Below are 25,956 nucleotides of genomic sequence, written 5' to 3'. Positions count from 1 at the left end.
CTCTGCCGAGGTGGCGGTGCGGGACGGATCAGGCGCCGGGCGAGCGGCGGTCGGTGACGAGGGCCATCCGGGTGGGCCCGGCGGTGCCCTTGGCCGCGCGGCCGTCCAGCAGCCGCTTCAGCCCGGCGGCCTTCGGGGACAGCGCGGGGTCGTCGGCGCGGACACCGTGCCGTACGTCCACCAGGCGCACCACGACGTCGTCGCGCTGGAAGATCGTGCTGCTCAGCACCGGGCACTTCGGGTCGTCCGCGGCCGCCTCGTCCTGCTCGGCCAGCAGCCGGGCCAGCTCCAGGCCGCTGCCGGCCTTCGCCGGGTAGAACAGCGCGTGCCGCTCGGCCTTCGGGTCCTCCTGGTCCGCCGCCACGTGGTGGACGGCGGGCAGCGCCGCCCGGGTGAAGAAGACCCGCGCGGAGTCCGGGTCGTCGAGGTCCCGGTCCTGCTCCAGATAGGGGTTGATGGCCTCCTCGACGGCCCGTACCTCGGGCTGCCGGGCGACGTGGCGCAGCGCGGCCATCAGGTCGCCCCGCACCTCGATGGCCCGCACCACCCGGTTGCCGTGCATGTACAGGGACGTACGGCACAGCCGCGTGGTGTCGTCGACCTTCGGGTCGGGCGAGGCGTAGTCGGACAGGATCCTGGCGACCTTCTCCTCGCTGCCCGGCTGCACGGTGAAGGTGAGCGCGTGACGGATCACGCCGTCCCCCATCCGGGGCGACGTCTGCAGGGCGCGGCCGGCGTTCGCCGCCGGCCCGCCGGTCTCCCGTACGACGTGGAAGCGCAGGCTGCGGGTGTCGCGGACGCAGCTGTGCAGCGGCTTGACCATCTCCACGTGCTCCTCGCTGTTCACCCAGGTGAGGAACGGCGGGGCGCTCTCCCACTCACTGGTGATGAGCCACTGGGAGGGGTTCTCGATCGACTGGCACAGCTGGTCGCTGACATGGCCGGGGACGGAGGCGACCTGGTTGCAGAGCTGCTCGTAGGCCTCCAGGAACTGCTGCTGGGCGCCGTCGTGGACGTCCACGAGCAGGACGACCCGGAGCCGGGAGCCGTCGAACACGGACTGGGAGACCCGCTGCGACACGCGGCGGGACAGCGGGGCGGAGGCGGGAGCGGACGTGGTGGTCATGCGGGGCACATCTCCTTCGCGGGAGGGGAGCGGTGAACTTCGCCCGCGGTGCCGCGGGGTGAGGTGAGGTCACGGTGCCGCGCGGTGGGCGTGACACGATCGTGGGCCGCTCCCCGCGGGCGCGCGATTCGGTGGGGACTACGCGGGTGACCGCTCACCCCTGGGGGTGACGGTTCATCGGAGGTGGGCGAAGACGACCAGGTTGTCCTTGTAGTCCTTGGCCGAGCGGTCGTAGGTGCCGGCGCAGGTGATGAGCCGGGCCTCGGCCCGGGGCGTGTCGGCGTAGACCCGCTCGCTGGGGAAGTCGTCCTTGGCGAACGTCTCGGTGCCGTCTACCTCGAAGTGCGCGACGCTCCTGTCGGCGCGCACGACGTCGAAGACATCGCCCTTCTTCAGGTACTGCAGCCCGGCGAAGACGGCGGCGGAGATCTTGGTGTCGACGTGGCCGGCGATGATCGCGGTGCCCGCCTCGCCCGGGGAGGGGCCGGCGGCGTGCCAGCCGACGAGGTTGGTGTCGTTCGGGGGCGGGGCCTCGAGCTGTCCCTTGGCGTTCAGGGAGAGGTCCGTGAAGGGGGCGTCGACCGAGATCCGGGGGATGCGCAGCCGGACCGGCCGGGAGCGGGGCAGCCGCCTGCCCACCGGCTGGGCGGCGCCCGCGGCGGGGGCGGAGGACCGCAGCGGCGGCGCCGAGGAGAGCGCGGACCCGGGGTCCTGGGGCGCCTGCCGGGCCTGCGGCGGGATCGAGGGGGAGCCGGACGACGACGCGTCGTTGCCGCCGATCAGGCTCACCGCCAGGATCAGCAGCGCCACGGCGCACAGCACGGTGAGCGTCGAGCGGGACTCCTGGCCGCCCGGCTCGTCGTCGGCGGCGGGTGCGGGTGCGGGTGCGGGGGAGGGCGGGGGGACTGCCATGGGGTGACACCTCGGGCAGGGCAGGTCTGTGGGGCGGACGGGGCGGACGGGGCGGGGCGAAGAACCGGCCGGGCGGCCGCCACACGATGCACCGGTGGCGGCCGCGGCTCTATCGCGTCGGGCATGGTCAGGCCAGGCCGTGGGCCGACTTCTTGCGGCGCACGCCGTACAGACCGGCACCGGCGACCGCGAGGACGGCCAGACCGCCCGCGGTCACGGCCGGAGCGGCCAGGGCGCCACCGCCGGTGTGCACACCGCCGTGGGGCTTGTCCTTGCCGCTCCAGGAGTCCTCACTGTCCTCCTTGCTCCAGGAGGAGTCGTCCTTGCCGTAGCCGGAGTCCTCCTTGCTCCAGGAGTCTTCCTTGGAGCCGTCCTCCTTGCTCCAGGAGTCCTCCTTGGAGCCGTCCTCCTTGCTCCACTCCTTGCCGCCCTTCTCGTGGCCGTCGGTCACGAGGGTCAGGGCGCCGCCGCCGGTGTGCATGCCGCCGTGGGGCTTGTCGTAGTCCTTGTCGTGGTCCTTGCCGGAGTGCTCCTTGCCGGAGTCCTCCTTGCTCCAGTCCTCCTTGGACGAGTCCTCCTTGGACGAGTCCTCCTTGGACGAGTCGTCCTTGCTGTAGCCGGAGTCCTCCTTCGTCGACTCGTCCGTCTTGCTGTAGGACGAGTCGCCCTTCTCCCAGTCGCCGTCGGCCGCGTAGACGCCGGGCGCGGTGATGGCGATGACGGCCGAGGCCGCCGCGGTGGCCAGGATGATGCGAGCAGAACGCATGTGCGGGGTTCCTTCCGCCACGGCCGGGCAGCTGGTGCTTCGTCAGCTGAGATGACCCGGCCCTGACGTGATCCACCGTCAGTCATCCCGGCACGCCTCACCACTCGGGGCGGTCACGCGGGTGAACGGGCCCCGCCAAACGAGTCGGCCGGCAGCGCGGGGGCTGCCGGCCGGGGGCACGGGGACGGGGATCAGGGCAAGGACAGTACGGTGCCCAGAACCTGACGCAGCGTCGACTGGGGGTCCGGGTCCGGACCGGGGGAGCGCCAGGCGACGAAGCCGTCCGGCCGGACGAGGACGGCGCCGCCGGGGCCGATGCCGTGCGCGGCGCGCCAGTCCGTGCCGGCGGGCCCGTCCAGGGGCGTCAGGTCGGCGTCGGGCGAGGTGCCCACCCGGTACGGGGCCAGCGGGATCGCCTCCCGGTCGGCGAGCCGGGCGGCGGCCTCCTGCCAGGCGCCCGGCTCACCGCCCGCGCTCTCGTCGTCGGCGTCGCTGAGCAGCACCAGGGTGCGCTCGTACAGGTCGAGCGTGGAGATCCGCTCGCCCGCGCGCCGTACCCACAGATGGGGCGCCCTGCTGCCGGGCTCCCCGGTCAGCGCGAGCCCGTCCGGGACGACCGGGCCGGCCGGGTCGGCGCCGGCGACGGCGCCCTGCGGATAGCGGTAGCCGAGGGCCACGTTCAGGATGCCGCGCTGCGGTCCGCCGGCGCCGGCGCCGGGCGGCGGTGCGAAGCCGGGGTGGCTGTGCTCGGCCGAGCGGGTGGCGGCGCGGGCGCTGGTGGCCTCCGCGACCGGCCGGCGTTCGGCGTCGTAGGTGTCGAGGAGCCCGTCGCCCGCCCAGCCGTCGAGCACCGCGGCCAGCTTCCAGGCGAGGTTGTGGGCGTCCTGGATCCCGGTGTTGGAGCCGAACGCGCCGGTGGGGGACATCTCGTGCGCCGAGTCGCCGGCCAGGAACACCCGCCCCGACCGGTAGGCGCGGGTCACCCGCTGGGCGGCGTGCCAGGGCGCCTTGCCGGTGATCTCCACGTCCAGGTCGGCGACCCCGACGGCCCGGCGGATGTGCTCGATGCAGCGTTCGTCGGTGAACTCCTCCATCGTCTCGCCGTGTTCGGGGTGCCAGGGGGCGTGGAAGACCCAGTTCTCGCGGTTGTCCACGGGCAGCAGCGCGCCGTCGGCGTCCGGCTCGGTCAGGTAGCAGACGATGAAGCGGCGCTCGCCCACCACGTCGGCGAGCCGGCGGGAGCGGAACGTCATGCTGATGTTGTGGAACAGGTCGCCGGGGCCGCTCTGCCCGATGCCGAGCGCCTCCCGCACGGGGCTGCGCGGGCCGTCGGCGGCGACCAGGTAGTCCGCGCGGATGGTGGTGTGCTCGCCGGTGTCCCGGCTCTTGACCAGCGCGGTGACGCCGTCGTCGTCGGCCTCGAACGACATCAGCTCGGTGTGGAAGCGCAGATCGCCGCCCTGCCGCGCGGCCTGGTCGAGCAGGACCGGCTCCAGGTCGTTCTGGCTGCACAGGCACCAGGCGGTCGGGCTGAACCGGGCCAGTCCGCCGCCCGGGTCGATGTCCTTGAACAGCCACTCGCCCGCGTCGCCCACCAGGGTGGGCGTCTGCAGGATGCCGTGGTTGTCGGCGAGGGTGGCCGCGGCCTCGTGGATCCCCGGTTCGGCGCCGGCCACCCGGAACAGCTCCATCGTGCGGACGTTGTTGCCGCGGCCGCGCGGATGCACGGAGGTGCCGGCGTGGCGCTCCACCAGGGTGTGCCGCACCCCCAGCCGGCCCAGGAACAGGGACGTCGACAGGCCCACGAGGGAACCGCCGACGATGAGGACCGGGACCTTGTGCACGGTCCCGCCGGTCCCGCCGGCCATCTCGTTCGTCATTCCTTCATCACTCGCCTCCATGCGTCGGATCCGCCGACTCCACCGGAATGGAGCCGCGATCTTCATGCATTGCCCCGCACGGCGGACACCGCCTCGGGTGGCAGCCGCTTCACCCGCTTGACCCACCCGATTCACCGTGCTGACGCCCTCGGAGGCGAACGGGTGACGCCGCGTCGGCGCCACCCGTGGGGAACCGCCGCCCGCTCAGCCCTCGATGCGGTGCGTGCTCCAGAACGACGTCAGGTCCGTGGTCGTGGCGGCCTGCGCGGCCGCCTTGAACTCGGCCGTGGTCGACACGCCGTACCAGTGCGAAGTGGCGTAGCTCTTCAGCAGGTTGGCCATGGCCGTGTCCCCGATGAGCCGCCGGAGGTCGTGCAGGGCGCACTTGCCGTAGGTGTAGACGACGGTGCCGTACCGGGAGGAGTGGGCGTCCCAGTAGGCCATGGAGTTGGTGATCTTCTCCGCGGACGAGGCCCACGAGACGCTGTTCCAGCAGTTCGTGCCGGTGCTGCCCAGGGCCAGGTCGGTGGCGTAGTCGGTGAACGACTCGTCCAGCCAGGGGCTGTTGTACTCGTCGTCGCCGACGATGCCGTACCACCACTGGTGGCCGATCTCATGGGTGAGCGCGGTGGTGCTGACCAGGTCGAGGACGAATCCGGGGTACTCCATCCCGCCGAACCAGAAGTTGTTGTCGATGACGGCGTCCAGCTCGCCGTACGGGTACGCGCCGAAGCGGGCGGCGTGCGCGTCGACGGCGGTCTTGGCGGTGCTGAGCATCGAGGAGGCGTTGGAGGAGCTGATGCCCGAGACGGAGTAGACGTTGATGGGCGTCCCGGCGGTGGACGTGCCGGAGATCTTGGTGAAGGGCCCGGCCGCCCAGGCGAAGTCGCGGACCTGGGTGGCGGTGGCCGTGGTGACGGTACGTCCGCTGGAGCCGGCCGTGTCGACGGAGGTGCCGGTGGCCGGGACCAGCAGGGTCGTCGGGTGGTCGAGGGTCACCTTGAAGTCGGCGGCCAGGGAGTAGAAGGACTCGCCGTTGTTGGTGTACGGGTCCAGGTGCCAGCCGGCGCCGTCCTTGACCGCGAGGACGGGCAGCGCGTTGCCGATGAAGCTGAAGGAGCCGTCGTAGCCGAACCGGTCCGCGCCGCTGGGCACCGAGATGCCCAGGTCGAAGCCGATGGTGGCGCTCTGGCCCTGGGCGAGCGGGGTGGCCAGGGTGATCGGCAGGGCGGTGCAGGAGACCGCGAGGGCGCCGGCCGTGCCGCCGGTGACGTTGGTGACGGTGATCGGCGGCGCGGAGCAGGTGCCGTGGTAGTTGTCCCACAGCCGCAGGTAGACCTCGCTCAGCGCGGTGGCGGAGGCGTTGGTGAAGGTCGCGGTCTCGTGCCCGGTCCACACCGTGCCGGCGGTGTTGCTGCTGAGACTGACGGTGTACGCCGGTGCGGCGGGCGTCCGGGTCGCGTCGGCGGGCGGGGTGGTCGCGTCGGAGGTGTCGAGGGCGATGTCGTCGAGGACGAAGCTGGACTGGAGGCTGGAGTCCTCGGTGCCGGTGAAGGAGAGCGCGACGGTCTGGCCCGCGAACGCGGACACGTCGAACGACTTCTGGACGTACCCGGTGTTCTTGTCGAGGTTCGAGTACGTCGCGAGGGTGGTCGAGCCGATCTTGGCGGTGAGCTTGTCGTAGGCGGTGGAGGACGTCGTCTCGGCGGTGTCGATGTGCAGCCAGAAGGTGAGGGTGGCCTTCGCGCAGCCGGCGGGGACGGTGACGCTCTGCGAGAGCGTGTCGGTGTGGGTGCCGCCGGTGCCGTCCAGCCATGCGTAGTAGCCGCCGCCGTGCGCGCTCTGGCCGGTGCGGTTGGTGACGACGGCGGTCGACGACTGGGTCCAGGAGGTGGCGCCGCTCTCGAAGCCGCCGTTGACGACGGCCTGGGACGGGGTGCAGGCCTCGGCCGCCTCGGGGGCGGCGCTCGCCGCAGCGGTGGGCAGGGAGAGGGCGGCCACCGCGGCGAGAGCGAGCGCGCTCGCGGCGAGGGCCTTGCGGGGGGTGGGTCTCACACGTGGCTCCTTTTGGGGCGTCCGGACCCCCGGCAGGGGTGTGCCGGAGGCAGAGCGGCGGTGTGCGACGGGTGGGGGAAGCCTGACAGGTTTGACGAGGCCATGCCAGATCAACGGGTCAAAAGGCAAGGCAAAGGAATCGCACAGCGAGCCGTATGTCACACCCCCAAGTGGCCCGCTCACACCCGCGCGGCCCCCGCTGTGCGGCACGCTTAACCCCCGGCGCCCCATCGGGGAGACACCTGCGTAATGCACACTTCGTACCTTCGACAAGGCCCCCACCAGGGCCGTTCACCAGAACGCGGCAGAACGAAAGGGGCGCCCGTGGCCGTGCCGGACCCGCGGACCGACAGCGCGACGAAGGTGCGCACGGTCTGCTCGTACTGCGGTGTCGGCTGTGGCCTGGTCCTCGACGTCGGCCGCGGACCCGACGGACGCCGTACGGTCCTGAAGGCGTCCGGCGACAAGGAGCACCCGGCGAACGCCGGCCGACTCTGCACCAAGGGCGCCACCACCGCCGACCTGCTCGCCGCCCCCGGCCGCCTCACCGCCGCCCTGGTCCGCTCCGACCGGGGCGAGGAACCCGAGCCCGCCCCCGTGGCCGCGGCCGTCGCCGAGACCGCGCGCCGGCTGCGGGCGATCGTCGACGAGCACGGCCCCGACGCGGTCGCCCTCTATGTCTCCGGCCAGATGAGCCTGGAGGCCCAGTACCTCGCGAACAAGCTCACCAAGGGCTATCTGCGCACCAACAACATCGAGTCCAACTCCCGGCTGTGCATGGCGAGCGCCGGCACCGGCTACAAGCTGTCCCTCGGCGCCGACGGCCCGCCCGGCTCCTACGAGGACCTCGACAAGGCGGACGTCTTCCTCGTCATCGGCTCCAACATGGCCGACTGCCACCCCATCCTCTTCCTGCGCATGATGGACCGGGTCAAGGCGGGCGCGAAACTGATCGTCGTCGACCCCCGCCGCACCGCCACCGCCGCGAAGGCCGACCTGTTCCTCCAGATCAGGCCGGGCGCCGACCTCGCCCTCCTCAACGGACTGCTGCACCTCCTCCACGCGAACGGCCGCACCGACCCCGGCTTCGTCGCCGCGTACACCGAGGGCTGGGAGGCGATGGAGGAGTTCCTCGCCGACTATCCGCCCGCCACCGTCGCGGAGCTCACCGGCATCCCCGAGGCCGACCTGCGCGAGGCGGCCCGGCTGATCGGCGAGGCGGGGGAGTGGACCAGCTGCTGGACCATGGGCCTCAACCAGTCCACGCACGGCACCTGGAACACCAACGCCCTGGTCAACCTGCACCTCGCCACCGGGAAGATCTGCCGCCCCGGCAGCGGCCCCTTCTCCCTCACCGGCCAGCCCAACGCCATGGGCGGCCGCGAGATGGGCTACATGGGGCCGGGGCTGCCCGGCCAGCGGTCCGTCCTCGTCGACGCCGACCGCGCCTTCACCGAGGAGGTCTGGGGCCTCGAGCCCGGCACGATCCGCGCCGACGGCGTCGGCAAGGGCACGATCGAGATGTTCCGGCGGATGGCCGACGGCGACATCAAGGCCTGCTGGATCATCTGCACCAACCCGGTCGCCTCCGTCGCCAACCGCAGGACCGTCATCGAGGGCCTGGAGGCCGCCGAGTTCGTCGTCGCCCAGGACGTCTTCGCCGACACCGAGACCAACGCCTACGCCGACGTCGTGCTGCCCGCCGCCCTGTGGACCGAGACCGAGGGCGTCCTCATCAACAGCGAGCGCAACCTCACCCTCGCCCGCCCCGCCGCCGACCCGCCCGGCGAGGCCACCCCCGACTGGCGCCTGATCGCCGACGTCGCCCGCGCGATGGGCCACGAGGACGGCTTCTCGTACACGAGCGCCGAGGAGATCTTCGAGGAGATCAAGCGCTTCCACAACCCGCAGACCGGCTACGACCTGCGCGGAGTCACCTACGACCGGCTGCGCGAGACCCCCGTCCAGTGGCCCGCCGCCACCGCCGACGGCCCCGACCGCAACCCGATCCGGTACGTGAACCCCGACGGCACCCTCACCTTCGCCACCCCCTCCGGCCGCGCCGTCTTCCACGCCCGCCCGCACCTCGACCCCGCCGAGCTGCCCGACGACGACTACCCGTTCGTCCTGAACACCGGCCGGCTCCAGCACCAGTGGCACACCCTCACCAAGACCGCCAGGGTCGCCAAGCTCAACAAGCTCGACCCCGGCCCGTTCGTCGAGGTGCACCCCGAGGACGCGGCCGCGCTCGGCCTCGCCGACGGCGACTCCGTCGAGGTCGCCTCGCGGCGCGGCCGGGCCGTGCTGCCCGCCGTCGTCACCGACCGGGTGCTGCCCGGGTCCTGCTTCGCCCCGTTCCACTGGAACGACCTGTTCGGCGAGTACCTCAGCGTCAACGCCGTGACCAGCGACGCCGTCGACCCGCTCTCCTTCCAGCCGGAGCTGAAGGTGTGCGCGGTGTCCCTGACGAAGGTGTCGACGCCGGTGACCGTGGCCGCTCCGGTGAGCACACCGGAGCCGCAGGTGCTCGCCCCCACCGCCGTGCTGCCCGCCGCCGCCTCCGCCTTCGGCCTCGCCCCCGCCCCGCCGCCGGTCCTCACCGCACGCGAACGCCAGTACCTGGTCGGCTTCCTCGCCGGCATCCCCGCCGGCGCCCCCGGCGTCCCCGTCCTGCCACCGGACGCCCCCTTCAGCCCCGACCACGCGCTCTGGGTCAACGGCACCCTCGCCGGCATGTACTCCCGCACCGCGCCCGCACCCGCGCCCGAGCAGCCCGTCGGCCGCCGGGTGGTGATCCTGTGGGCCTCGCAGACCGGCAACGCCGAGGACTTCGCCGCCACCACCGCCGACCGTCTCACCGCCGGCGGTCACGCCGCCTCCCTCGTCGCCATGGACGAGGCCGACCCCGCCGCGCTGCCCGCCGGCGCCGACCTGCTGCTGATCACCAGCACCTTCGGCGACGGCGACGCCCCCGACAACGGCGCCGGCTTCTGGGACGGCCTCGACGCGCTCGACACCGGCCGGCTGACCGGCCGCCGGTACGCCGTCCTGGCCTTCGGCGACTCCTCCTACGACGACTTCTGCGGGCACGGACGGCGCCTGGACGACCGTATGGACGAACTCGGCGCCGTCCGGCTCGCCCCGCGCACCGACTGCGAACCGGACTACGAGCCGCAGGCCGAGGCGTGGCTGGACCAGGTGCTCACGGCACTCAAGGAGGCCACGGCACACGGCTCCACGGACACCGGGCTCGCACCGGCCGACGGCAGGGCGGCCGGGGGCGCGCCGGCCGGTGGTGTGTCCGTCGACGACACGGCGGCCGGTGGCACCGTGGCCGACGGCGCGGTCTCCCCGCCGACCGCCCCCGCCACACCCGCCGCCTCGACCCCCGGCGCCCCTGCCGCTCCCGCCGTCCCGCCCCGCACCAGGCGCCCCGCCCCCGTCACCGCCCGCCTCACCGGGAACCGCCTGCTCAGCCGGCCCGGCTCCGGCAAGGAGGTCCGGCGCTTCACCTTCGACACCCGTGACAGCGAGACCCCCCTGGTGTACGAGGCGGGCGACGCCCTCGGTGTACGGCCCCTCAACTCCCCGGATCTGGTCCGGGAGTGGCTGGCCGTCACCGGTCTGGATGCCGGAACGGCCGTCCAGGTGGGCGGGGTCGGCGAGGTCGGCCTCGGGGAGGCCCTGCTGCGGCATCTCGACATCACCCGGATCACCCCCGCCCTGCTGCGCTTCACCGCCGACCGCACCCGCGACCCGCGCGAGCTGCGCAAACTGCTGCGCCCTGACAACAAGGGCGAACTGGCGAAGTGGTCCTGGGGCCGGCAGGCCGTCGACGTGGCCGCCGAGTCCGGGATCCGGGCCGGCGCCCAGGAGTGGTCCGAGGCGCTGGGCCGCCTCCAGCCCCGCCTTTACTCGATCTCCAGCAGCCCGCTGACCGACCCCCACCTGGTCTCGCTGACCGTCTCCGTGGTCCGGTACGAGAACCTGGCCGGCCGCCCCCGCCAGGGTGTCTGCTCGCCGTTCCTCGCCGACGCCGCCCCGGACACCGAGGTCCCGGTGCACGTGCAGCGCTCCCCGCACTTCCGCCCGCCCGCCGACCCGCGCACCCCGATGGTGATGGTCGGCCCCGGCACCGGCGTCGCGCCCTTCGTCGGCTTCCTGCACGAGCGCCGGGCCCGTGGCCACCGGGCCCCCAACTGGCTGTTCTTCGGCGAACAGCGCCGGTCCACCGACTTCTACTACGAGGAGGAGCTCACCGCCCTGCTCGCCGACGGCGGCCTCGCCCGCCTCGACACCGCCTTCTCCCGCGACCAGCGCGCCAAGGTGTACGTCCAGGACCGGATGCGCGAGCACGGCTCCCACCTGTGGTCCTGGCTCCAGGACGGCGCCCACTTCTACGTCTGCGGCGACGCCTCCCGGATGGCCAAGGACGTCGACGAGGCCCTGCGCGACATCGCCGTCGTGCACGGCGGACTCGGCGAGACCGAGGCGGCGGCGTACGTCAAACAGCTCGCCTCGGACAAGCGGTACGTGCGGGACGTGTACTGACCGGACGAGCGGCGTTGAAATCCGGCCACAACGGCGCGCCCCTGTTCGGTTTATCAACACTATCCGACAAGATCTGACACGCACCCTCCGTCCGTGCAGCCGCACGGTCCCCCAGAGGAAGGTCGTGGTCATGTCGCACCCGCACGCCTCGCCCATGGACCGGCCGGACCGCCCCGAGCGGGTGGCCGTCAGCCGCCGCCGTCTGCTCGAGGGATCGGCCGCCGTCCTCGGCGCCCTCGCCCTGTCGACCCCGGCCGGCGCCCACCGCGCCGCCGCCGCGGGCGCCATCGTGGACGACCCCGAGTGGAACGGCCGCATCGACGTCTTCCGGCTCGGCACCGAGGCCCCGCACACCACCCTCATGCCGTACGCCGACCTCGCCCAGGCCCTCGCCGCCGACCGCACCCGCTCCCCGTACCGGCTGAGCCTCGACGGCACCTGGAAGTTCGCCCACGCCGACCGGCCCGACGACCGCGACCCCGACTTCCACCGCCCCGACCTCGACGACAGCGGCTGGGACACCCTCCCGGTGCCCTCCGCCTGGCAGCTGCACGGATACGACCGCCCCATCTACGTCAACATCACCTATCCGTGGTGGGGCCCCAACGGCCTCGGCGAGGACGCGCAGCCCCCGGCCGCCCCCACCCGCTCCAACCCCGTCGGCCAGTACCGCCGTACCTTCACCGTCCCGCGCGGCTGGGCGGGCCGGCGCACCTTCCTCCACTTCGAGGGCGTCAAGTCCGCCCACTACGTGTGGATCAACGGCGCACTCGTCGGCTACCACGAGGACTCCTACACCCCCGCCGAGTACGACATCACCCCGCACCTGAGACCCGGCACCAACCGGATCGCCGTGGAGGTCTACCGCTACTCCGACGGCGACTGGCTGGAGGACCAGGACATGATCCGGCTGAGCGGCATCTTCCGCTCGGTCTACCTGTACTCCACCCCCGCCGTGCACCTGCGCGACTTCCGCCTCGACACCCCGCTCGACGACGACCACCGGGCGGCCGGGCTGTCCGTCACCGCGAGCGTGCGCGACTACGGCGGCGAGGGCGCCGGCCGGTACGCCGTCGAGACCCAGCTCTACGACGCCGGCGGGCATCCGGTGTGGTCCCGGCCCCTGCGGCAGACCGTGGAACTCGGCTCCGGCGAGGAGCGGACCGTACAGGCCGGGAAGGCCGTGCCCGCGCCGCGCCTGTGGTCGGCCGAGCACCCGTACCTCTACACCGCCGTGCTCCGGCTGCGCGACCCGGCCGGCCGGGTGATCGAGACCCTCTCCCACCGCGTCGGCCTGCGCGAGTTCGCCCTGAAGGACGGGCTGATGCGCATCAACGGCAAGCCGGTCTCCCTGCGCGGCACCAACCGGCACGAGATGCACCCGGTGCACGGCTCCGCCCTCACCCGGGCGAACCTCGTCGAGGACGTCCGCCTGATCAAACGCCTCAACATCAACACCGTCCGCACCTCCCACTACCCCAACAACCCGCTGTGGCTGGAACTCGCCGACGAATACGGCCTCTACCTCGTCGACGAGACCAACCTCGAGACCCACGGCATCCGCGGCCAGTACCCCGGCGACCACCCCGACTGGACCGCGGCCTGCGTGGCCCGCGCCCAGAACATGGTCCACCGCGACAAGAACCACGCCTCGGTCGTCATCTGGTCCCTCGGCAACGAGGCCGGCGGCGGCAGCACCTTCACCGCCATGCACGACTGGATCCGCTCCTACGACACCACCCGCGTCATCCAGTACGAGGGCGACGACCGCCCCGGCATCAGCGACATCCGCTCCGAGATGTACGACACCCCCGCCCGCGTCGAGGCCCGGGCGAAGGACACGGCCGACACCCGCCCGTACGTGATGATCGAGTACGCGCACTCGATGGGGAACTCCACCGGCAACTTCACCGCGTACTGGGACCTGATCCGCCGTCACGAGGTCCTCCAGGGCGGCTGGATCTGGGACTTCGTCGACCAGGCCCTGAGCTGGCCCACCCCGGTCCGCACCCTGTTCACCGAGTCCGGTCCCGCCGCGCTGACCGGCGAGATCGTCAACCCCAGCGGAGGCTTCAGCCGCGACAAGGGCGTCCTCGGCGGCACCGTCTTCGCCCGCGACCCGCGCCTGGACCTCACCGGCTCCCTCACGCTGGAGGCCTGGATCACCCCGCACGTGACCGGCTACCACCAGCCGATCCTCGTCAAGGGCGACACCCACTACTCCCTGAAGCAGTCGGGCCGCACCCTGGAGTTCTTCATCTACGGCAGCGGCCAGTGGATCAGCGCGAGCTGGGCGGTCCCCGACGACTGGACCGGCCGCGAACACCATGTCGCGGGCGTGTACGACGCCGACGCCGGCACCCTCACCCTCCATGTCGACGGCGCGGTCCGGGCCACCCGCACCACCACCGTGCGCCCCGCCGTCAACACCGCGCCCCTGTCCCTGGCCACCGACGTCGACAACGCGACCCGGGAGTTCAGCGGCACCATCCGCGCCGCCCGCGTCCACGCCCGCGCGCTGACCGCCGCCGAACTCGCCTCCGAGGGCCGCGGGCCGGGCGACGACGGCGTGCGGTTCTGGTTCGACGCCGCCACCGTCGGCGTCACCGAGAAACGGCCCCGCGACAAGACCTTCATGGCCTACGGCGGGGACTGGGGCGACAACCCCAACGACGGCGCCTTCTCCGGCGACGGCATTGTGCTGGCCGACCGCGGCCTCACCGGAAAGTCCGCCGAGGTCAAACGCGTCTACCAGGCCCTCGACGCCCGCCCCGCGACCGGCGACCGGGTCACCTCCGGCGGCCGCGTCACCCTCACCAACGAGTACCTGTTCACCGACCTCCGCGACTTCGACGGCCACTGGGAACTGCTCGCCGACGGCCGGACGGTCCAGCGCGGCAGACTGAGCCGGGACCAGCTGAAACTGCCCCCGCTGTCCATGAAGGACATCACCGTGCCCTTCGACCCGCCCGGCGACCCCGCGCCCGGGACGGAGTACTTCCTGAACCTGTCCTTCACCACCCGCGAGCCCACCCCGTGGGCGAAGGCCGGCTTCGAAGTGGCCCGGCGGCAGCTCCCGGTCGACGTCGGCAGCCCCGCCGTCACCCCCGTGTCCCTCGCCGGCGTCCCCGCCCTCACCCACGAGGACAGCGCCTCCACCGTCACCGTCACCGGCAAGGACTTCTCCGTCACCGTCGACAAGCGGACCGGTGTCATCACCTCCTACCGCTCCGGCGGCCGCCCCCTGATCACCTCCGGCCCCGCCCCCAACTTCTGGCGCGCCCCCACCGACAACGACCGCGGCAACGGCCAGCACACCCGCAACCAGACCTGGCGCGACGCCGGCGCCCGCCGCACGGTCACCGGCGTCACCGTCCGGGCCCTGCGCGACCGGGCCGTCGCGATCGAGGTGGCCGGCACCCTGCCCACCACCACCGAGTCGACGTACACCATCACCTACACCGTCTTCGGCAACGGCGAGATCAAGGTCGACCACACCCTCCACCCGGGCGCCCCCACCCTGCCGTACCTCCCCGAGGTGGGCACCCTGCTGTTCCTGCCCGCCCGGCTCGAACACCTGCACTACTACGGTCGCGGCCCCGAGGAGAACCACTGGGACCGCAACGACGCCACCGACGTCGGCCTCCACTCCGGCACCGTCACCGGCCAGTGGACCCCCTATCTGCGCCCGCAGGAGAACGGCAACAAGACCGACGTCCGCTGGGTCGCCCTCACCGGCCGCGACGGCACGGGACTGCTCGTCAGCGGCGAGCCGCTGCTGGAGTTCAACGCCTCGCACTTCACCCCCGAGGACCTCTCCGTCGGCGCCCGCCACGACTACCAGCTCACCCCGCGCAAGGAGGTCGTCCTGCGGGTGAACCACCGCCAGATGGGCATCGGCGGCGACAACAGCTGGGGCGCCCACACGCATGACGCGTACAAACTCTTCGCCGACCGCGACTACACCCACACCTACCGGCTGCGCCCCCTGACCGACGTGTCCCGGGCGACCTGGGCCTCCCGCCGGCCGACGGCCGAAACACCGTAGCCACCCGCCGTCCCCTGGGTACCGTTTCCCCACGGAGCACGAAACGGTACCCATGGAACAGGAACCCCTCATGACCGAGCAGGACGAACGCTTCGACGTCGTGGTTCTCGGCGCCGGACCCGGCGGCTACGTCGCCGCGGTCCGCGCCGCCCAGCTGGGCAAACGTGTCGCGGTCGTCGAGGAGAAGTACTGGGGCGGGGTCTGTCTGAACGTGGGCTGCATCCCCACCAAGGCCCTGCTGCGCAACGCCGAACTCGCCCACATCTTCACCCACGAGGCGAAGACCTTCGGCATCAAGGTCGAGGGCACGGTCTCCTTCGACTACGGCGAGGCCTACCGCCGCAGCCGCAAGGTCGCCGACGGGCGCGTCAAGGGCGTCCACTACCTGATGAAGAAGAACGGCATCACCGAGTACGACGGCCGCGGCACCTTCCTCGACCCGCACACCCTCCAGGTCACCGGCTACGACGGCGAGACCCGCACGATCGGCTTCGACGACTGCATCATCGCCACCGGTGCCACCCCCAAGCTGCTCCCCGGCACCCGCCGCACCTCCCGCGTGGTCACCTACGAGGAGCAGATCCTCGCCGACGACCTCCCGCAGTCGATCATCATCGCCGGGGCCGGCGCCATCGGCGTCGAGTTCGCCTACGTCCTGCACCACTACGGCGTGAAGGTCACGATCGTCGAGTTCCTGGACCGCGTCGCCCCGCTGGAGGACGCCGAGGTCTCCGCCGAACTCTCCCGCCAGTACCGCAAGCTGGGCATCGACGTCCTCACCTCCACCCGCGTCGACGCCGTCGACGAGTCCGGACCGCGGGTCCGCGTCTCCGTGACCGGCAAGGACGGCACCCCGCAGGTGCTGGAGTCCGACAAGGTGCTGCAGGCGATCGGCTTCGCCCCGAACGTCACCGGTTACGGTCTGGAGAACACCGGCGTCCGGGTGACCGACCGCGGGGCCATCGACGTCGACGGCCGCTGCCGCACCTCCGTCCCGCACCTCTACGCCATCGGCGACGTCACCGCCAAGCTGATGCTGGCCCACACCGCGGAGGCCATGGGGGTGATCGCCGCCGAGACCCTCGCCGGCGCCGAGACCATGGAACTCGACTACGCGATGATCCCGCGCGCCACCTACTGCCAGCCGCAGATCGCCAGCTTCGGCTACACCGAGGCCCAGGCCCGCGACCTCGGGTACGACGTCAAGGTCGCCAAGTTCCCCTTCACCGCGAACGGCAAGTCCCACGGTCTCGGCGACACCACCGGCTTCGTCAAGCTCATCTCCGACGCGAAGTACGGCGAACTGATCGGCGGCCACCTCATCGGCCCCGACGTCACCGAACTCCTGCCCGAACTCACCCTCGCCCAGCAGTGGGACCTCACCGTCCACGAGGTCGCCCGCAACGTCCACGCCCACCCGACCCTCGGCGAAGCGGTCAAGGAGGCCGTCCACGGCCTCGCCGGCCACATGATCAACCTGTAGTCCCCGTTCGGCCCCGTCCGGCCTCGCCATCCGGCCCCGTCCGGCCTCGCCATCCGGCCCCGTCCGGCCTCGTCATCGGGCCCGTCCGGGGCCGGTGGGGTCTACATGGACCTGGCGAGGTCCGGTGGGCCGCTTGCCCGAACGGTCCAGCAGCGTTCGCCGCCCTTAGGCGCCTGCCCAGCCCCGGACGGGCCTGCCCAGCCCCGGACGGGCCTGCCCAGCCCCGGACGGGCCTGCCCAGCCCCGGACGGGCCTGGCGGGACCCGGTGGGGCCTGGCGGGACCCGGTGGGGCCTGGCGGGGCTCGGGGGTTTTCGGTGGTGCCGCTCGTCCGGACGGTCCCGCCGCGCTCGCGGTCTTCCGGCGCCCGCCGAGCCCCAGACGGGCCTGCCCAGCCTCCGATGGGCCTGGCGAGACCCGGACGTGCCCGCCGAGACCCGGACGTGCCCGCCGAGACCCGGACGTGCCCGCCGAGCCCCGGACGTGCCCGCCGAGCCCCGGACGTGCCCGCCGAGCCCCGGACGTGCCCGCCGAGCCCCGGACGCGCCCGCCGAGACCCGGACGCGCCCGGCGGAACCCGGTGGGCCGGCGAGGCCGCCGCTCGAACGGCCCCGCCGCGCTCGCCGCCTCCCGACGCCCGCGGTGTCCTGGCAGCAGCGGCAGGATCCGAGCGACGGACGCCGGCGCGGCAGCGGAAGGGACGCCCCCATGACCTCCCACCCCTCTCCCCACGGCCCCACCGGCCACACCGAGGGCGAGATCGGCACCGCCTGGTCCGTCCCGCCCGGCGGTCCGCGCCGGTCCGGCCCGGCCGCCGCGCGGGACAGCTTCGCCTCCGGCGGGATCGTCTTCGCCGGCGTCCTGATGCTCTGCGGCGGCCTCCTGGCCGTCCTCCAGGCCGTGGTCGCCCTCTCCGGGGACGACGTCTACGCCCGCGTCGGCTCCTATGTCTACGAGCTCAGCCTCACCGGCTGGGGCGTGATCCATCTCGTCCTCGGCGCCCTCGCCGCCGCGACCGGCGTGGCCCTCCTCATGGGCGCGGCCCGGGCCCGCTTCCCGGGCATCCTCCTCGCCGCGCTCAGCCTGGTCGCCCAGTGGCTGTTCCTGCCGTACGAACCGCCGTGGTCGGTCACAGTGATGGCGATCGACGTCTTCGTGATCTGGTCCCTGGCCATGCTCCCGGAGCGGACGGGACCGACCACGCGCTGAGCCGAGGGCCTCAGCGGGCCCTGGTCACCGCCCGTCGGCCCAGCACGGCCAGCGGCCCGCACACCAGCAGCACCGCCAGCGCCGCGTACCCGTGCGTCAGCGTGGTCGCCGCCGCCACCCCCGCCACCAGCAGCGGCCCGCCCGCGTCGCCCAGTTCCCGGCCCAGCTCGGCCGCGCCCATGGTCTGCCCCAGCCGCTCCTTCGGCGTCGAGGAGGCGAGGGCCGCGAAACCCAGCGGGGTGATCAGCCCCGTGCCGACTCCGATGAGCACCGCCGCGGACAGCACCCCCGTGAGCCCCGGCAGCATCGCGCACCCCAGCCCGGCCGCCGTCACCACAGTGCCCCGGGCCAGCCCGCTCCGCGCACCGATCCGCCCGGCGTCCAGCGCCCGCCCCGCCCGGGGCTGCACCACCGCCGCACAGGCCGCCAGCACCGACACCGCCGCACCCGTCGCCACCGTCCCGAGCCCCGCCGCCGCCCCGGACACCGGCAGGAACCCCACCCCGACCGACAGCGCCGCCGTCGCCCCGGCGAGCCCCGCCGTCGGCACCAGGAACACCGGATCGGCCAGCCGCCGCGCCAGATCGACCACCGTCTGCCGGGCCTTCGGCAGCGGCGGTACGACGGGCACCGCCGCCCACGCCCAAACGGCCACCCCCGCCCCCAGCACCGCCAGCACCCCGAACAGCAGCCGCAGCCCGCCCGCCCACACCAGCACCCCGCCCAGCAGCGGGCCCAGCGTGTAGCCGATCGACTTGTGGAAGCCGTACCGCCCGAACGCGCGCCCCTGCCCCGCCGCCGGACTCAGCCGCGACACCAGCGCGGCGGCCGCCGGCGAGAACGCCGAGGCCGCCGCCCCCTGCCCCAGCCGCGCCACCCACAGCCAGCCGGGGGAGTCCACGAGGACGTACGACACGGAGGCGACCGCGAAGGCGACGAGCCCGCCCAGCAGCACCGGCCGCGCCCCGATTCGGTCGGCGAGCGTGCCGAACACCGGCTTCAGCACGACCTCGGCACCGTCGTACAACGCCAGCAGCCCGCCGAGGACGAGCAGCGAGGAGACGGCGTCCTCGGAGCCGCCGCCCAGGTTCGCGGCGATGCCGTGCGCCCCGAACGCGGTGGTGAACCCGGCCGCGTACAGCGGCCACGGCCGGCGGACGGCTCCCTGATCCATGCGGGCAGCATAGGTGCGCCGCGGCAGCCCGGGGCCGGCGATGTCCATGTCGGATTCTCGCCAGCGCAGGGGCGGCCGGTGGTCGATGCTGGACGCATGCAGAACGCGATGCACACCGACCGCGAGCGCTGTGTGCGCGCCGTGCAGTCGAAGGACGCACGGTTCGACGGATGGTTCTTCACCGCGGTCCTCACCACCGGGATCTACTGCCGCCCGAGCTGTCCCGCCGTGCCGCCCAAGCCGCAGAACATGGTCTTCCACCCGAGCGCGGCCGCCTGCCAGCAGGCCGGTTTCCGCGCCTGCAAGCGCTGCCGGCCGGACACCAGCCCGGGCTCCCCGGAGTGGAACCGACGCGCCGACCTGGTCGCCCGCGCCATGCGGCTGATCGCCGACGGGGTCGTCGACCGGGACGGCGTACCCGGACTCGCCGCCCGCCTCGGCTACAGCACCCGCCAGGTGGAACGCCAACTCCTCGCCGAACTCGGCGCGGGACCCCTGGCGTTGGCCCGCGCCCAGCGCGCGCAGACGGCCCGCCTGCTGGTCGAGACGACCGCACTGCCCCTGGCGGACGTGGCGTTCGCCGCCGGCTTCGCCTCCGTGCGCACCTTCAACGACACCGTGCGCGAGGTGTTCGCGCTCTCCCCGAGCGAACTGCGCGCCCGCACCCCGAAGAAGGGCCGGCCCCCGGCCACCGGTCCGACGGCACCGGCCACCGGCGGCACCCTCCAGCTCCGGCTGCCGTTCCGGGCCCCGCTCAACCCCGACAACCTCTTCGGACACCTCGCCGCGACCGGCGTCCCCGGTGTGGAGGAGTGGCGGGACGGCGCCTTCCGGCGCACCCTGCGGCTCCCGTACGGCCACGCAGTCGTCGCGCTCACCCCGCACCCCGACCACATCGGCTGCCGGCTCACCCTCACCGACCTGCGCGATCTCACCGTCGCCACCAGCCGCTGCCGGCGCATGCTCGACCTCGACGCCGACCCGGTCGCCGTCGACGACCAGCTGCGCACGGACCCGCTGCTCGCGCCCCTGGTCGACAAGGCGCCCGGCCGCCGGGTGCCGCGCACGGTCGACGAGGCCGAGTTCGCCGTCCGCGCCGTGCTGGGCCAGCAGGTGTCCACGGCGGCCGCCCGCACCCACGCGGCCCGTCTGGTCACCGCGTACGGCGAGCCGGTCGACGACCCGGAGGGCGGCCTCACCCATCTCTTCCCGTCCCCCGAGGCCCTGGCCGACGTCGACCCCGAGTCCCTGGCGATGCCCCGCACCCGCCGCACCACCTTCACCACCCTCGTCCGCCGGCTGGCCGACGGCACCCTCCACCTGGGCCCGGAGAGCGACTGGCCCGCGACGCGCGCCCAGCTCCTCGCCCTCCCCGGCTTCGGCCCCTGGACCGTCGACGTCATCGCCATGCGGGCTCTCGGCGACCCCGACGGCTTCCTCCCGACCGACCTCGGAATCCGGCGCGCCGCCCAGGAGTTGGGCCTGCCGTCCACCCCGGCGGCCCTCACGGCCCGCGCGGCCTCCTGGCGTCCCTGGCGGGCGTACGCGGTCCAGTACCTGTGGGCGACCGACGGTCACCCGATCAACTTCCTTCCTGTGTAAGCACGTACGACGCAAGCCCGTGGGGACGTTCCATGAAGAAGCACACCGTCACCGACAGCCCGTACGGCCCCCTCACCCTCGTCGCCGACGACGACGGCGTGCTGTGCGGCCTCTACATGACCGGCCAGCGCCACCGACCGCCCGAGGAGAGCTTCGGCCCGCGCGACGACACCCTCTTCGGCGAGGCGGTGGACCAGCTGGAGGCGTATTTCGAGGGCGGGTTGAAGGAGTTCACCCTGCCCCTCCGCATGGCGGGCACCCCGTTCCAGCGCTCGGTGTGGGACCAGCTCCGGATGATCCCGTACGGCGAGACCCGTTCCTACGGCGATCTCGCCGAGGCCCTCGGCAACCCGGGCGCCTCCCGGGCCGTGGGCCTGGCCAACGGCAAGAACCCGATCGGGATCATCGTGCCCTGCCATCGCGTCGTGGGCGCGAACGGCAGCCTCACCGGCTACGGCGGCGGCCTGGACCGCAAACAGCGCCTGTTGGACTTCGAGAACGGCACGGCCCTGTTCTGACCGCTCACCGCCCGCAGATCGCCGCCAGGTCCGCGCCCGCCCGCAGCAGCGCCACGGTCCTGTCGGCGATCCGGTCGAGGCGCCGCCGCAGAAGGAGCCCGGTCTCCTCCAGCCCGTCGAGCCGGTCGAGGGAACCCGTGATCTCGCGCACGGCGGCGATGCCGTACCCGCTGCCGCGGAGCGCCGCGACGACACGGGCGGCCCGGATCGCCGTGACACCGTAGCGACGGGCCCGCAGCGAGGTCACCCGCTCGGGAGCGACCAGCCCCTCCTGCTCCCAGAACCGCAGGGTGGAGGGCCGGACACCCAGCGCCGCCGCCAGCTCGGTGATCGTCATCGCGTCGCTCCCGGCCTCCGGCTCACCGTTCCCCGCCTCCCGCCGGATCGCCCGCAACGCCTCCTGGGCGCGCAGGACCTCCTCGCGTTCCCGGGCCAGCCGGACGTGCACCGCGCTGATCGCCGAGGCCGCCTCCACGAGCGGCTCCGTCCGCACCCGCGCGAGCAACTCCCGTGCCTCGACGGGCCCGACGGCCCCCGCGAGCCCCCGGTAGGCGCGCAACGCGTGCACATGGACCGGTGTGTAGGAGCGGTAGCCGTTGGCCGAGCGGGCGGCCGGCGGGATCACCCCCAGCCGCTCCAGATCCCGCACCTGCTGCACCGAGTACCCCGACTCCCGGGCGACGTCGACCGTGCGCAACGGCCCCACCCCGTCCACCCCCCTCCCTCCCCCTCCACCCGCCAAACCCCACACAAGCACTTGAAGGTCATGCTCGAACCATGAGTATGGAGCAGATCATCGCGACCGTGCGATCCTTCGACGGCGCGCTCGTGGTCGTCCCGGCCCCGGGTGGCGGCCTTCCCGAGATCGCCTGGGGCGACGCGTTCTTCTACCACGCCCCCGACGGCCGGATGCCCGAGCGGACCCAGCCATACGGCACGATCGTCACCAAGGACTACCCCGGCGACACCGCCTCCGCCCTCGATGCGCCGGGCCGCTGGCGCGTGAACATCAAGGTCGACCGGCCGACGTTCCTCGAACTCACCGGGGAGGAACCGCGCGCCCTCGTCCTCCCCCGCGACCACACGGCCGCCGACACCGTGCTGCCCCACCCCGTGTACGGCGCGCTCGGCTGGATCTCGGTGGTCAACCCCGCCGACCGGACGACGGAGACGGTCCTGCGGCTCCTGCGAACGGCCCACGCCACCGCCCGCGCCCGCGGCGAACGGTGAACTCAGGCCGGTCGCGCCTCCAGCTCCCGCAGCAGCCGGGGCAGGGCCGTGCCGATGGGATCGCGGACGACCTCGTCGGCGATCTCGTCGTACGGGGTCGGCTCGGCGTTGACGATGATCAGGCGGGCGCCGTGGTCGGCGGCGACGCCGGCGAGGCCCGCGGCGGGTTGGACCTGGAGGCTGGTGCCGACGGCGATGAACACCGTGCAGGCCTTGGTGATCGCGAGCGCGTCGCCGAGGACGACCGGGTCGAGCCGCTCGCCGAACATGACGGTGGCCGCCTTGAGGATCCCGCCGCACTCCAGACAGGGCGGGTCCGCCTCGCCGGCGTCCAGGCGGGCGAGGGCGTCCACCATCCGGCCGCGGGCGTGACACTTCGTACAGACCACCCCGTGCGCGGTGCCGTGCAGCTCCAGCACCTTGCGCTCGGGCAGGCCGGCGCGCTGGTGGAGCCCGTCCACGTTCTGGGTGATCACCCGCACCGGGATCCCGGACCGCTCCAGCTCGGCGACGGCCAGGTGCGCGGCGTTCGGCTCGGCCCGCAGCGCCCCGGTCTCGCGCCGCATCAGCCAGGACCGCCGCCGGATCTCCGGGTCCCGCATGTAGGAGTCGTAGGTGACGAGCTTCTCGGCCTCGGGGTCCCGTCGCCACAGGCCGTTCGGACCGCGGTAGTCGGGGATCCCGGAATCGGTGGAGATGCCGGCACCGCTGAGGAGGGCGACGAGTGGCCTGTTCATGGGCCCGAGAGTAGGGTGCCCGCCCGGTCGGGGCGAACGGATATCCGGTACGCCGGCCGGGGCGTCAGCAGGTCTCGTGGACGTAGCCGGCGGAGCCCTCGGGCACGACCTCCTCGTCGCGGCGCACCACGCTGAGGGTGTCGCCCCAGCCGGAGCACGCCTGCGCCAGACCCTTCGCCGTGTACTCGACCACGAGCACGTTGCCGTCGAAGGCCTCGGCGAACGCGCCGCACTCGTCGTACTCGGCGCACTCCTCCACCACGGCGAAGTCCAGGCCCACGGCCGCCCGGTCGGCCACCAGCTCGACGGTGTTCTTCTGCGCGATGGCCAGGCCGTCGGCGTGGGCGTGCGCCGCCAGCAGCTTCATGAGCGCCTCGGCCTGGTCGGCCCGGAGGTAGGACGGGAAGCGGGTGAAGGTGTCGTAGTTGTCGGGTTCGACGGCCCGGTAGCCCTTGGCCGCGCACCCGTCGATCCAGGTGTTCAGCTCGGCGGCGATACGTCGCCGCTTGGCGTCGGTACGGATGTCCAGGATCGCCTCGTTCCAGTCCGTGTCGTAGACGACCTTCCCGTCGGCGTCGCGCAGCAGCAGGTCGGCGTCCCAGTCGCCCTCCGCGCCCTCCTGCGCCTGGAAGGCGTTGATGTTGCAGATGTTGTAGACACCGGCCGCGGGGGCGCTCTCGTGGCTGCGGCTCACCACCTTCACCCCGGGCGCGGGGGCGTACGCGCCGCCTATCTGGTAGTCCCACCGCACATGCTTCGGCGGCGGCGTCACCGCGACGCCCGATGCGGACGGGGACGCGGAGGGGGTGGGGGAGGAGGATGAGGACGGGGACGGGGACGGGGACGGGGATGAGGACGGGGGTTGCGCGGTGGTGGGGGAAGCGCTGTTCTGGGGTCGCGACGTGATCTTCACCGCCGCGATGCTCAGCCCGGTGACCGCCAGGGCCGCGGCGAGGCCGACGAGGACGCGCCGATTCCGGTGTCCGTGACGGGCGCGGGGCCGGTCCGCCCCTTCGTCCGCAGGCCCGGGCGCACCCGGCATTCCCGGCCCCTCGGGGCCCTCGGGCTCCACCGGCACCTCGGAATCCGGCAACGTCCGCAGCGTACGGCGCAGTTCGTCGAGGTCGGGGCGGGCGGCCGGGTCCTTGTCCAGACAGCGTTCGGCGATGCCGCGGAGCGGTTCGGCGACTCCGTCCAGGGCCGGAGCCTCGTACATCACCTGGTAGCCCGTCAGATACGGGCTGCTGCCGTCGAACGGACGGTTGCCGGTCGCCGCGTAGACCAGCAGCGACCCCAGTGAGAAGACGTCCGAGGCGCCGGTGACCTCGCGCGGCGCGGTGAACTGCTCCGGCGACATGAAGGGCGGGGTGCCGATCAGCCGGCCGGTCATGGTGAGGGCCTCGTTGTCGACGGCGTGCGAGATGCCGAAGTCGATGACGCGGGGGCCGTCCTCGGCCATCAGGACATTGCTCGGCTTCAGGTCACGGTGCACCACACCGGCCCGGTGGATGTCCCGAAGCGCCTCGACGAGCCCCAGCGCGAGCACCCGCAACGCGCGTCCGCGCAGCGGGCCGTCCTTGGCCACGATGTCCGACAGCGTGCGGCCCGGGACGTACAGCGTCGCCATCCACGGCTGTGGCCCGTCCGGGTCCGCGTCCACCACGGGGGCGGTGAAGGCCCCGCTCACCCGGCGGGCCGCCGTGACCTCCTGCCGGAAGCGCGTCCGGAACTCCTCGTCCTGCGCGTACGGCGGGTGCACGACCTTGACCGCGACCTGTCGCCCCGAGTCCGAGAGGCCCAGATAGACGACGCCCATACCGCCGCTGCCGAGTCGGCCGACCAGTGTGTAGCCGCCTATGGACTCGGGATCGCCTGGGCTCAGCGACATCGCGCGTCACCTTTTCCAAGTGCCGGGCTTCGAAAAGCTGTTCAAGGGGCAACAGACTAGGCCCTGTCCGGCCGCTCACTCCTGCCGGGTCCACGGGCCCGTCACCCCCTGGGGCCACGCCCCGGCCCTGACACGGACGGCCGCTGTCGGCCGATCATGGCGCATGACGCGTGCGCTGTCGACGCCCGTTGTTGCTCGGAGCTTGTTCGCCGGCCGGATGTGCGGGTGCAGGCCCGGGTGTTACCGTCCGGGCATGGCCAAGGTCACCGTCTCCCTCGACGCCCAGCTGGTCGTCGAGGTCATGGTTCTCTCCGGCGTGGGCAACCCCCAGGACGCCGTCGAACTCGTCGTCCGGGACTACATCGAACGCGGCCACCGCACGGAGGCCCGGGTCGCCGCACGCGACGAGGCACTCCGCGAGGTCGACACCACACCACAGAACCCCGAGGGCTGACGGGACCGCGGCCCGGAGCCCGGCCACTGCGCCGACGGCGCGACGGTCGACCCACCGCCCGGGAGCTGCCCCCTGGCGGCAGGACCGCCGACCTGCCGCCCGGAGTCCAGCCCACCTGCCGCCCGAAGGCCAGCCGACCCGTCGGCTGGAGGACGGCCCATCTGCCGACCGAAGGTCAGTCGAGCCGTGGCCCGGAGTTCAGCGACCCGTCGGCCGGAGGACGGCCCCTCTGCCGACCGAAGGTCAGTCGAGCCGTGGCCCGGAGTTCAGCGACCCGTCGGCCGGAGGACGGCCCCTCTGCCGACCGAAGGTCAGTCGAGCCGT

At 73.1% G+C, this 25,956-nt stretch carries 17 protein-coding genes; 8 read left to right on the top strand and 9 right to left on the bottom strand.

Features of this window, described 5'->3' with window-relative positions:
• Window positions 1-28 precede the first annotated feature (28 nt).
• The 5 genes from ABZ464_RS05150 to ABZ464_RS05130 all read right to left on the bottom strand — a co-directional run bounded on the left by ABZ464_RS05150 (window position 29) and on the right by ABZ464_RS05130 (window position 6,739).
• A complete protein-coding gene (locus ABZ464_RS05150) occupies window positions 29-1,126 on the bottom strand; it encodes a SchA/CurD-like domain-containing protein (protein WP_359271118.1) in 1,098 nt (365 codons plus the stop codon).
• Between the two features lie 174 nt (window positions 1,127-1,300).
• A complete protein-coding gene (locus ABZ464_RS05145; protein ID WP_359271115.1) occupies window positions 1,301-2,038 on the bottom strand; it encodes a class F sortase in 738 nt (245 codons plus the stop codon).
• A 127-nt stretch (window positions 2,039-2,165) separates the two neighbouring features.
• On the bottom strand, window positions 2,166-2,804 hold the full coding sequence (locus ABZ464_RS05140) for a hypothetical protein (protein ID WP_359271113.1): 639 nt from the start codon (window positions 2,802-2,804) through the stop codon (window positions 2,166-2,168).
• Between the two features lie 191 nt (window positions 2,805-2,995).
• The gene (locus ABZ464_RS05135; RefSeq protein ID WP_359271110.1) at window positions 2,996-4,684 is read right to left on the bottom strand and encodes an FAD-dependent monooxygenase; all 1,689 of its coding nucleotides are present in this window, start codon (window positions 4,682-4,684) and stop codon (window positions 2,996-2,998) included.
• Window positions 4,685-4,888: 204 nt separating this feature from the next.
• Window positions 4,889-6,739, bottom strand: a complete 1,851-nt coding sequence (locus ABZ464_RS05130) for a M1 family aminopeptidase (RefSeq protein ID WP_359271108.1) — start codon at window positions 6,737-6,739, stop codon at window positions 4,889-4,891.
• A gap of 324 nt (window positions 6,740-7,063) precedes the next feature.
• Between ABZ464_RS05130 and ABZ464_RS05125 the strand changes: the two genes are divergently transcribed.
• From ABZ464_RS05125 to ABZ464_RS05110, 4 genes are all read left to right on the top strand, one after another.
• The gene (locus ABZ464_RS05125; protein WP_359271105.1) at window positions 7,064-11,290 is read left to right on the top strand and encodes a molybdopterin-dependent oxidoreductase; all 4,227 of its coding nucleotides are present in this window, start codon (window positions 7,064-7,066) and stop codon (window positions 11,288-11,290) included.
• 130 nt (window positions 11,291-11,420) lie between these two features.
• Window positions 11,421-15,338: a glycoside hydrolase family 2 TIM barrel-domain containing protein gene (locus ABZ464_RS05120; RefSeq protein WP_359271103.1), complete on the top strand. Its 3,918-nt coding sequence runs from the start codon at window positions 11,421-11,423 to the stop codon at window positions 15,336-15,338.
• 70 nt (window positions 15,339-15,408) lie between these two features.
• Window positions 15,409-16,821 carry a dihydrolipoyl dehydrogenase gene (gene lpdA, locus ABZ464_RS05115; RefSeq protein WP_359271100.1) on the top strand — a complete coding sequence of 471 codons (1,413 nt, stop codon included), beginning with the start codon at window positions 15,409-15,411 and terminating at the stop codon, window positions 16,819-16,821.
• Window positions 16,822-17,528: 707 nt separating this feature from the next.
• Window positions 17,529-18,029 (top strand): hypothetical protein, encoded by a 501-nt coding sequence (locus ABZ464_RS05110; protein ID WP_359271097.1) that lies wholly within the window; start codon window positions 17,529-17,531, stop codon window positions 18,027-18,029.
• A gap of 10 nt (window positions 18,030-18,039) precedes the next feature.
• Here ABZ464_RS05110 and ABZ464_RS05105 read toward each other — a convergent pair whose 3' ends face one another.
• The gene (locus ABZ464_RS05105; protein WP_359271095.1) at window positions 18,040-19,203 is read right to left on the bottom strand and encodes an MFS transporter; all 1,164 of its coding nucleotides are present in this window, start codon (window positions 19,201-19,203) and stop codon (window positions 18,040-18,042) included.
• Window positions 19,204-19,311: 108 nt separating this feature from the next.
• Between ABZ464_RS05105 and ABZ464_RS05100 the strand changes: the two genes are divergently transcribed.
• Window positions 19,312-20,805 carry an AlkA N-terminal domain-containing protein gene (locus ABZ464_RS05100; protein WP_359271440.1) on the top strand — a complete coding sequence of 498 codons (1,494 nt, stop codon included), beginning with the start codon at window positions 19,312-19,314 and terminating at the stop codon, window positions 20,803-20,805.
• A 32-nt stretch (window positions 20,806-20,837) separates the two neighbouring features.
• Window positions 20,838-21,323, top strand: a complete 486-nt coding sequence (locus ABZ464_RS05095; RefSeq protein WP_359271092.1) for a methylated-DNA--[protein]-cysteine S-methyltransferase — start codon at window positions 20,838-20,840, stop codon at window positions 21,321-21,323.
• 4 nt (window positions 21,324-21,327) lie between these two features.
• Here ABZ464_RS05095 and ABZ464_RS05090 read toward each other — a convergent pair whose 3' ends face one another.
• Entirely contained in the window at window positions 21,328-22,029 is a 702-nt protein-coding gene (locus ABZ464_RS05090) for a MerR family transcriptional regulator (RefSeq protein ID WP_359271437.1), read from the bottom strand.
• 77 nt (window positions 22,030-22,106) lie between these two features.
• On the opposite strand from ABZ464_RS05090, the gene ABZ464_RS05085 reads away from it, so the two are divergent.
• Window positions 22,107-22,553, top strand: coding sequence for a DUF6194 family protein (locus ABZ464_RS05085; RefSeq protein ID WP_359271434.1), 447 nt, complete (start codon window positions 22,107-22,109; stop codon window positions 22,551-22,553).
• Window positions 22,554-22,555: 2 nt separating this feature from the next.
• Here the strand turns inward: ABZ464_RS05085 and ABZ464_RS05080 are convergent, their stop codons facing one another.
• Window positions 22,556-23,290 carry a Sir2 family NAD-dependent protein deacetylase gene (locus ABZ464_RS05080; protein ID WP_359271089.1) on the bottom strand — a complete coding sequence of 245 codons (735 nt, stop codon included), beginning with the start codon at window positions 23,288-23,290 and terminating at the stop codon, window positions 22,556-22,558.
• A gap of 64 nt (window positions 23,291-23,354) precedes the next feature.
• Window positions 23,355-25,178 carry an endo alpha-1,4 polygalactosaminidase gene (locus ABZ464_RS05075; protein WP_359271086.1) on the bottom strand — a complete coding sequence of 608 codons (1,824 nt, stop codon included), beginning with the start codon at window positions 25,176-25,178 and terminating at the stop codon, window positions 23,355-23,357.
• 253 nt (window positions 25,179-25,431) lie between these two features.
• Between ABZ464_RS05075 and ABZ464_RS05070 the strand changes: the two genes are divergently transcribed.
• Entirely contained in the window at window positions 25,432-25,632 is a 201-nt protein-coding gene (locus ABZ464_RS05070; protein WP_359271083.1) for a DUF2191 domain-containing protein, read from the top strand.
• The last annotated feature ends 324 nt before the right edge of the window (window positions 25,633-25,956 follow it).

Origin of the sequence: Streptomyces sp. NPDC005820, from assembly GCF_040630255.1 — a bacterium.
Lineage (GTDB): Bacteria > Actinomycetota > Actinomycetes > Streptomycetales > Streptomycetaceae > Streptomyces.
This window is presented reverse-complemented; position numbering and strand designations above follow the sequence as displayed.

What these genes read in the sequence shown, in the direction of transcription:
- ABZ464_RS05150 (WP_359271118.1), bottom strand. Translation starts at nt 1,126, where the DNA reads ATGACCACCACGTCCGCTCCCGCCTCCGCCCCGCTGTCCCGCCGCGTG.
- ABZ464_RS05145 (WP_359271115.1), bottom strand. Translation starts at nt 2,038, where the DNA reads ATGGCAGTCCCCCCGCCCTCCCCCGCACCCGCACCCGCACCCGCCGCC.
- ABZ464_RS05140 (WP_359271113.1), bottom strand. Translation starts at nt 2,804, where the DNA reads ATGCGTTCTGCTCGCATCATCCTGGCCACCGCGGCGGCCTCGGCCGTC.
- ABZ464_RS05135 (WP_359271110.1), bottom strand. Translation starts at nt 4,684, where the DNA reads ATGACGAACGAGATGGCCGGCGGGACCGGCGGGACCGTGCACAAGGTC.
- ABZ464_RS05120 (WP_359271103.1), top strand. Translation starts at nt 11,421, where the DNA reads ATGTCGCACCCGCACGCCTCGCCCATGGACCGGCCGGACCGCCCCGAG.
- lpdA (WP_359271100.1), top strand. Translation starts at nt 15,409, where the DNA reads ATGACCGAGCAGGACGAACGCTTCGACGTCGTGGTTCTCGGCGCCGGA.
- ABZ464_RS05110 (WP_359271097.1), top strand. Translation starts at nt 17,529, where the DNA reads ATGACCTCCCACCCCTCTCCCCACGGCCCCACCGGCCACACCGAGGGC.
- ABZ464_RS05105 (WP_359271095.1), bottom strand. Translation starts at nt 19,203, where the DNA reads ATGGATCAGGGAGCCGTCCGCCGGCCGTGGCCGCTGTACGCGGCCGGG.
- ABZ464_RS05100 (WP_359271440.1), top strand. Translation starts at nt 19,312, where the DNA reads ATGCACACCGACCGCGAGCGCTGTGTGCGCGCCGTGCAGTCGAAGGAC.
- ABZ464_RS05095 (WP_359271092.1), top strand. Translation starts at nt 20,838, where the DNA reads ATGAAGAAGCACACCGTCACCGACAGCCCGTACGGCCCCCTCACCCTC.
- ABZ464_RS05085 (WP_359271434.1), top strand. Translation starts at nt 22,107, where the DNA reads ATGGAGCAGATCATCGCGACCGTGCGATCCTTCGACGGCGCGCTCGTG.
- ABZ464_RS05080 (WP_359271089.1), bottom strand. Translation starts at nt 23,290, where the DNA reads ATGAACAGGCCACTCGTCGCCCTCCTCAGCGGTGCCGGCATCTCCACC.
- ABZ464_RS05075 (WP_359271086.1), bottom strand. Translation starts at nt 25,178, where the DNA reads ATGTCGCTGAGCCCAGGCGATCCCGAGTCCATAGGCGGCTACACACTG.
- ABZ464_RS05070 (WP_359271083.1), top strand. Translation starts at nt 25,432, where the DNA reads ATGGCCAAGGTCACCGTCTCCCTCGACGCCCAGCTGGTCGTCGAGGTC.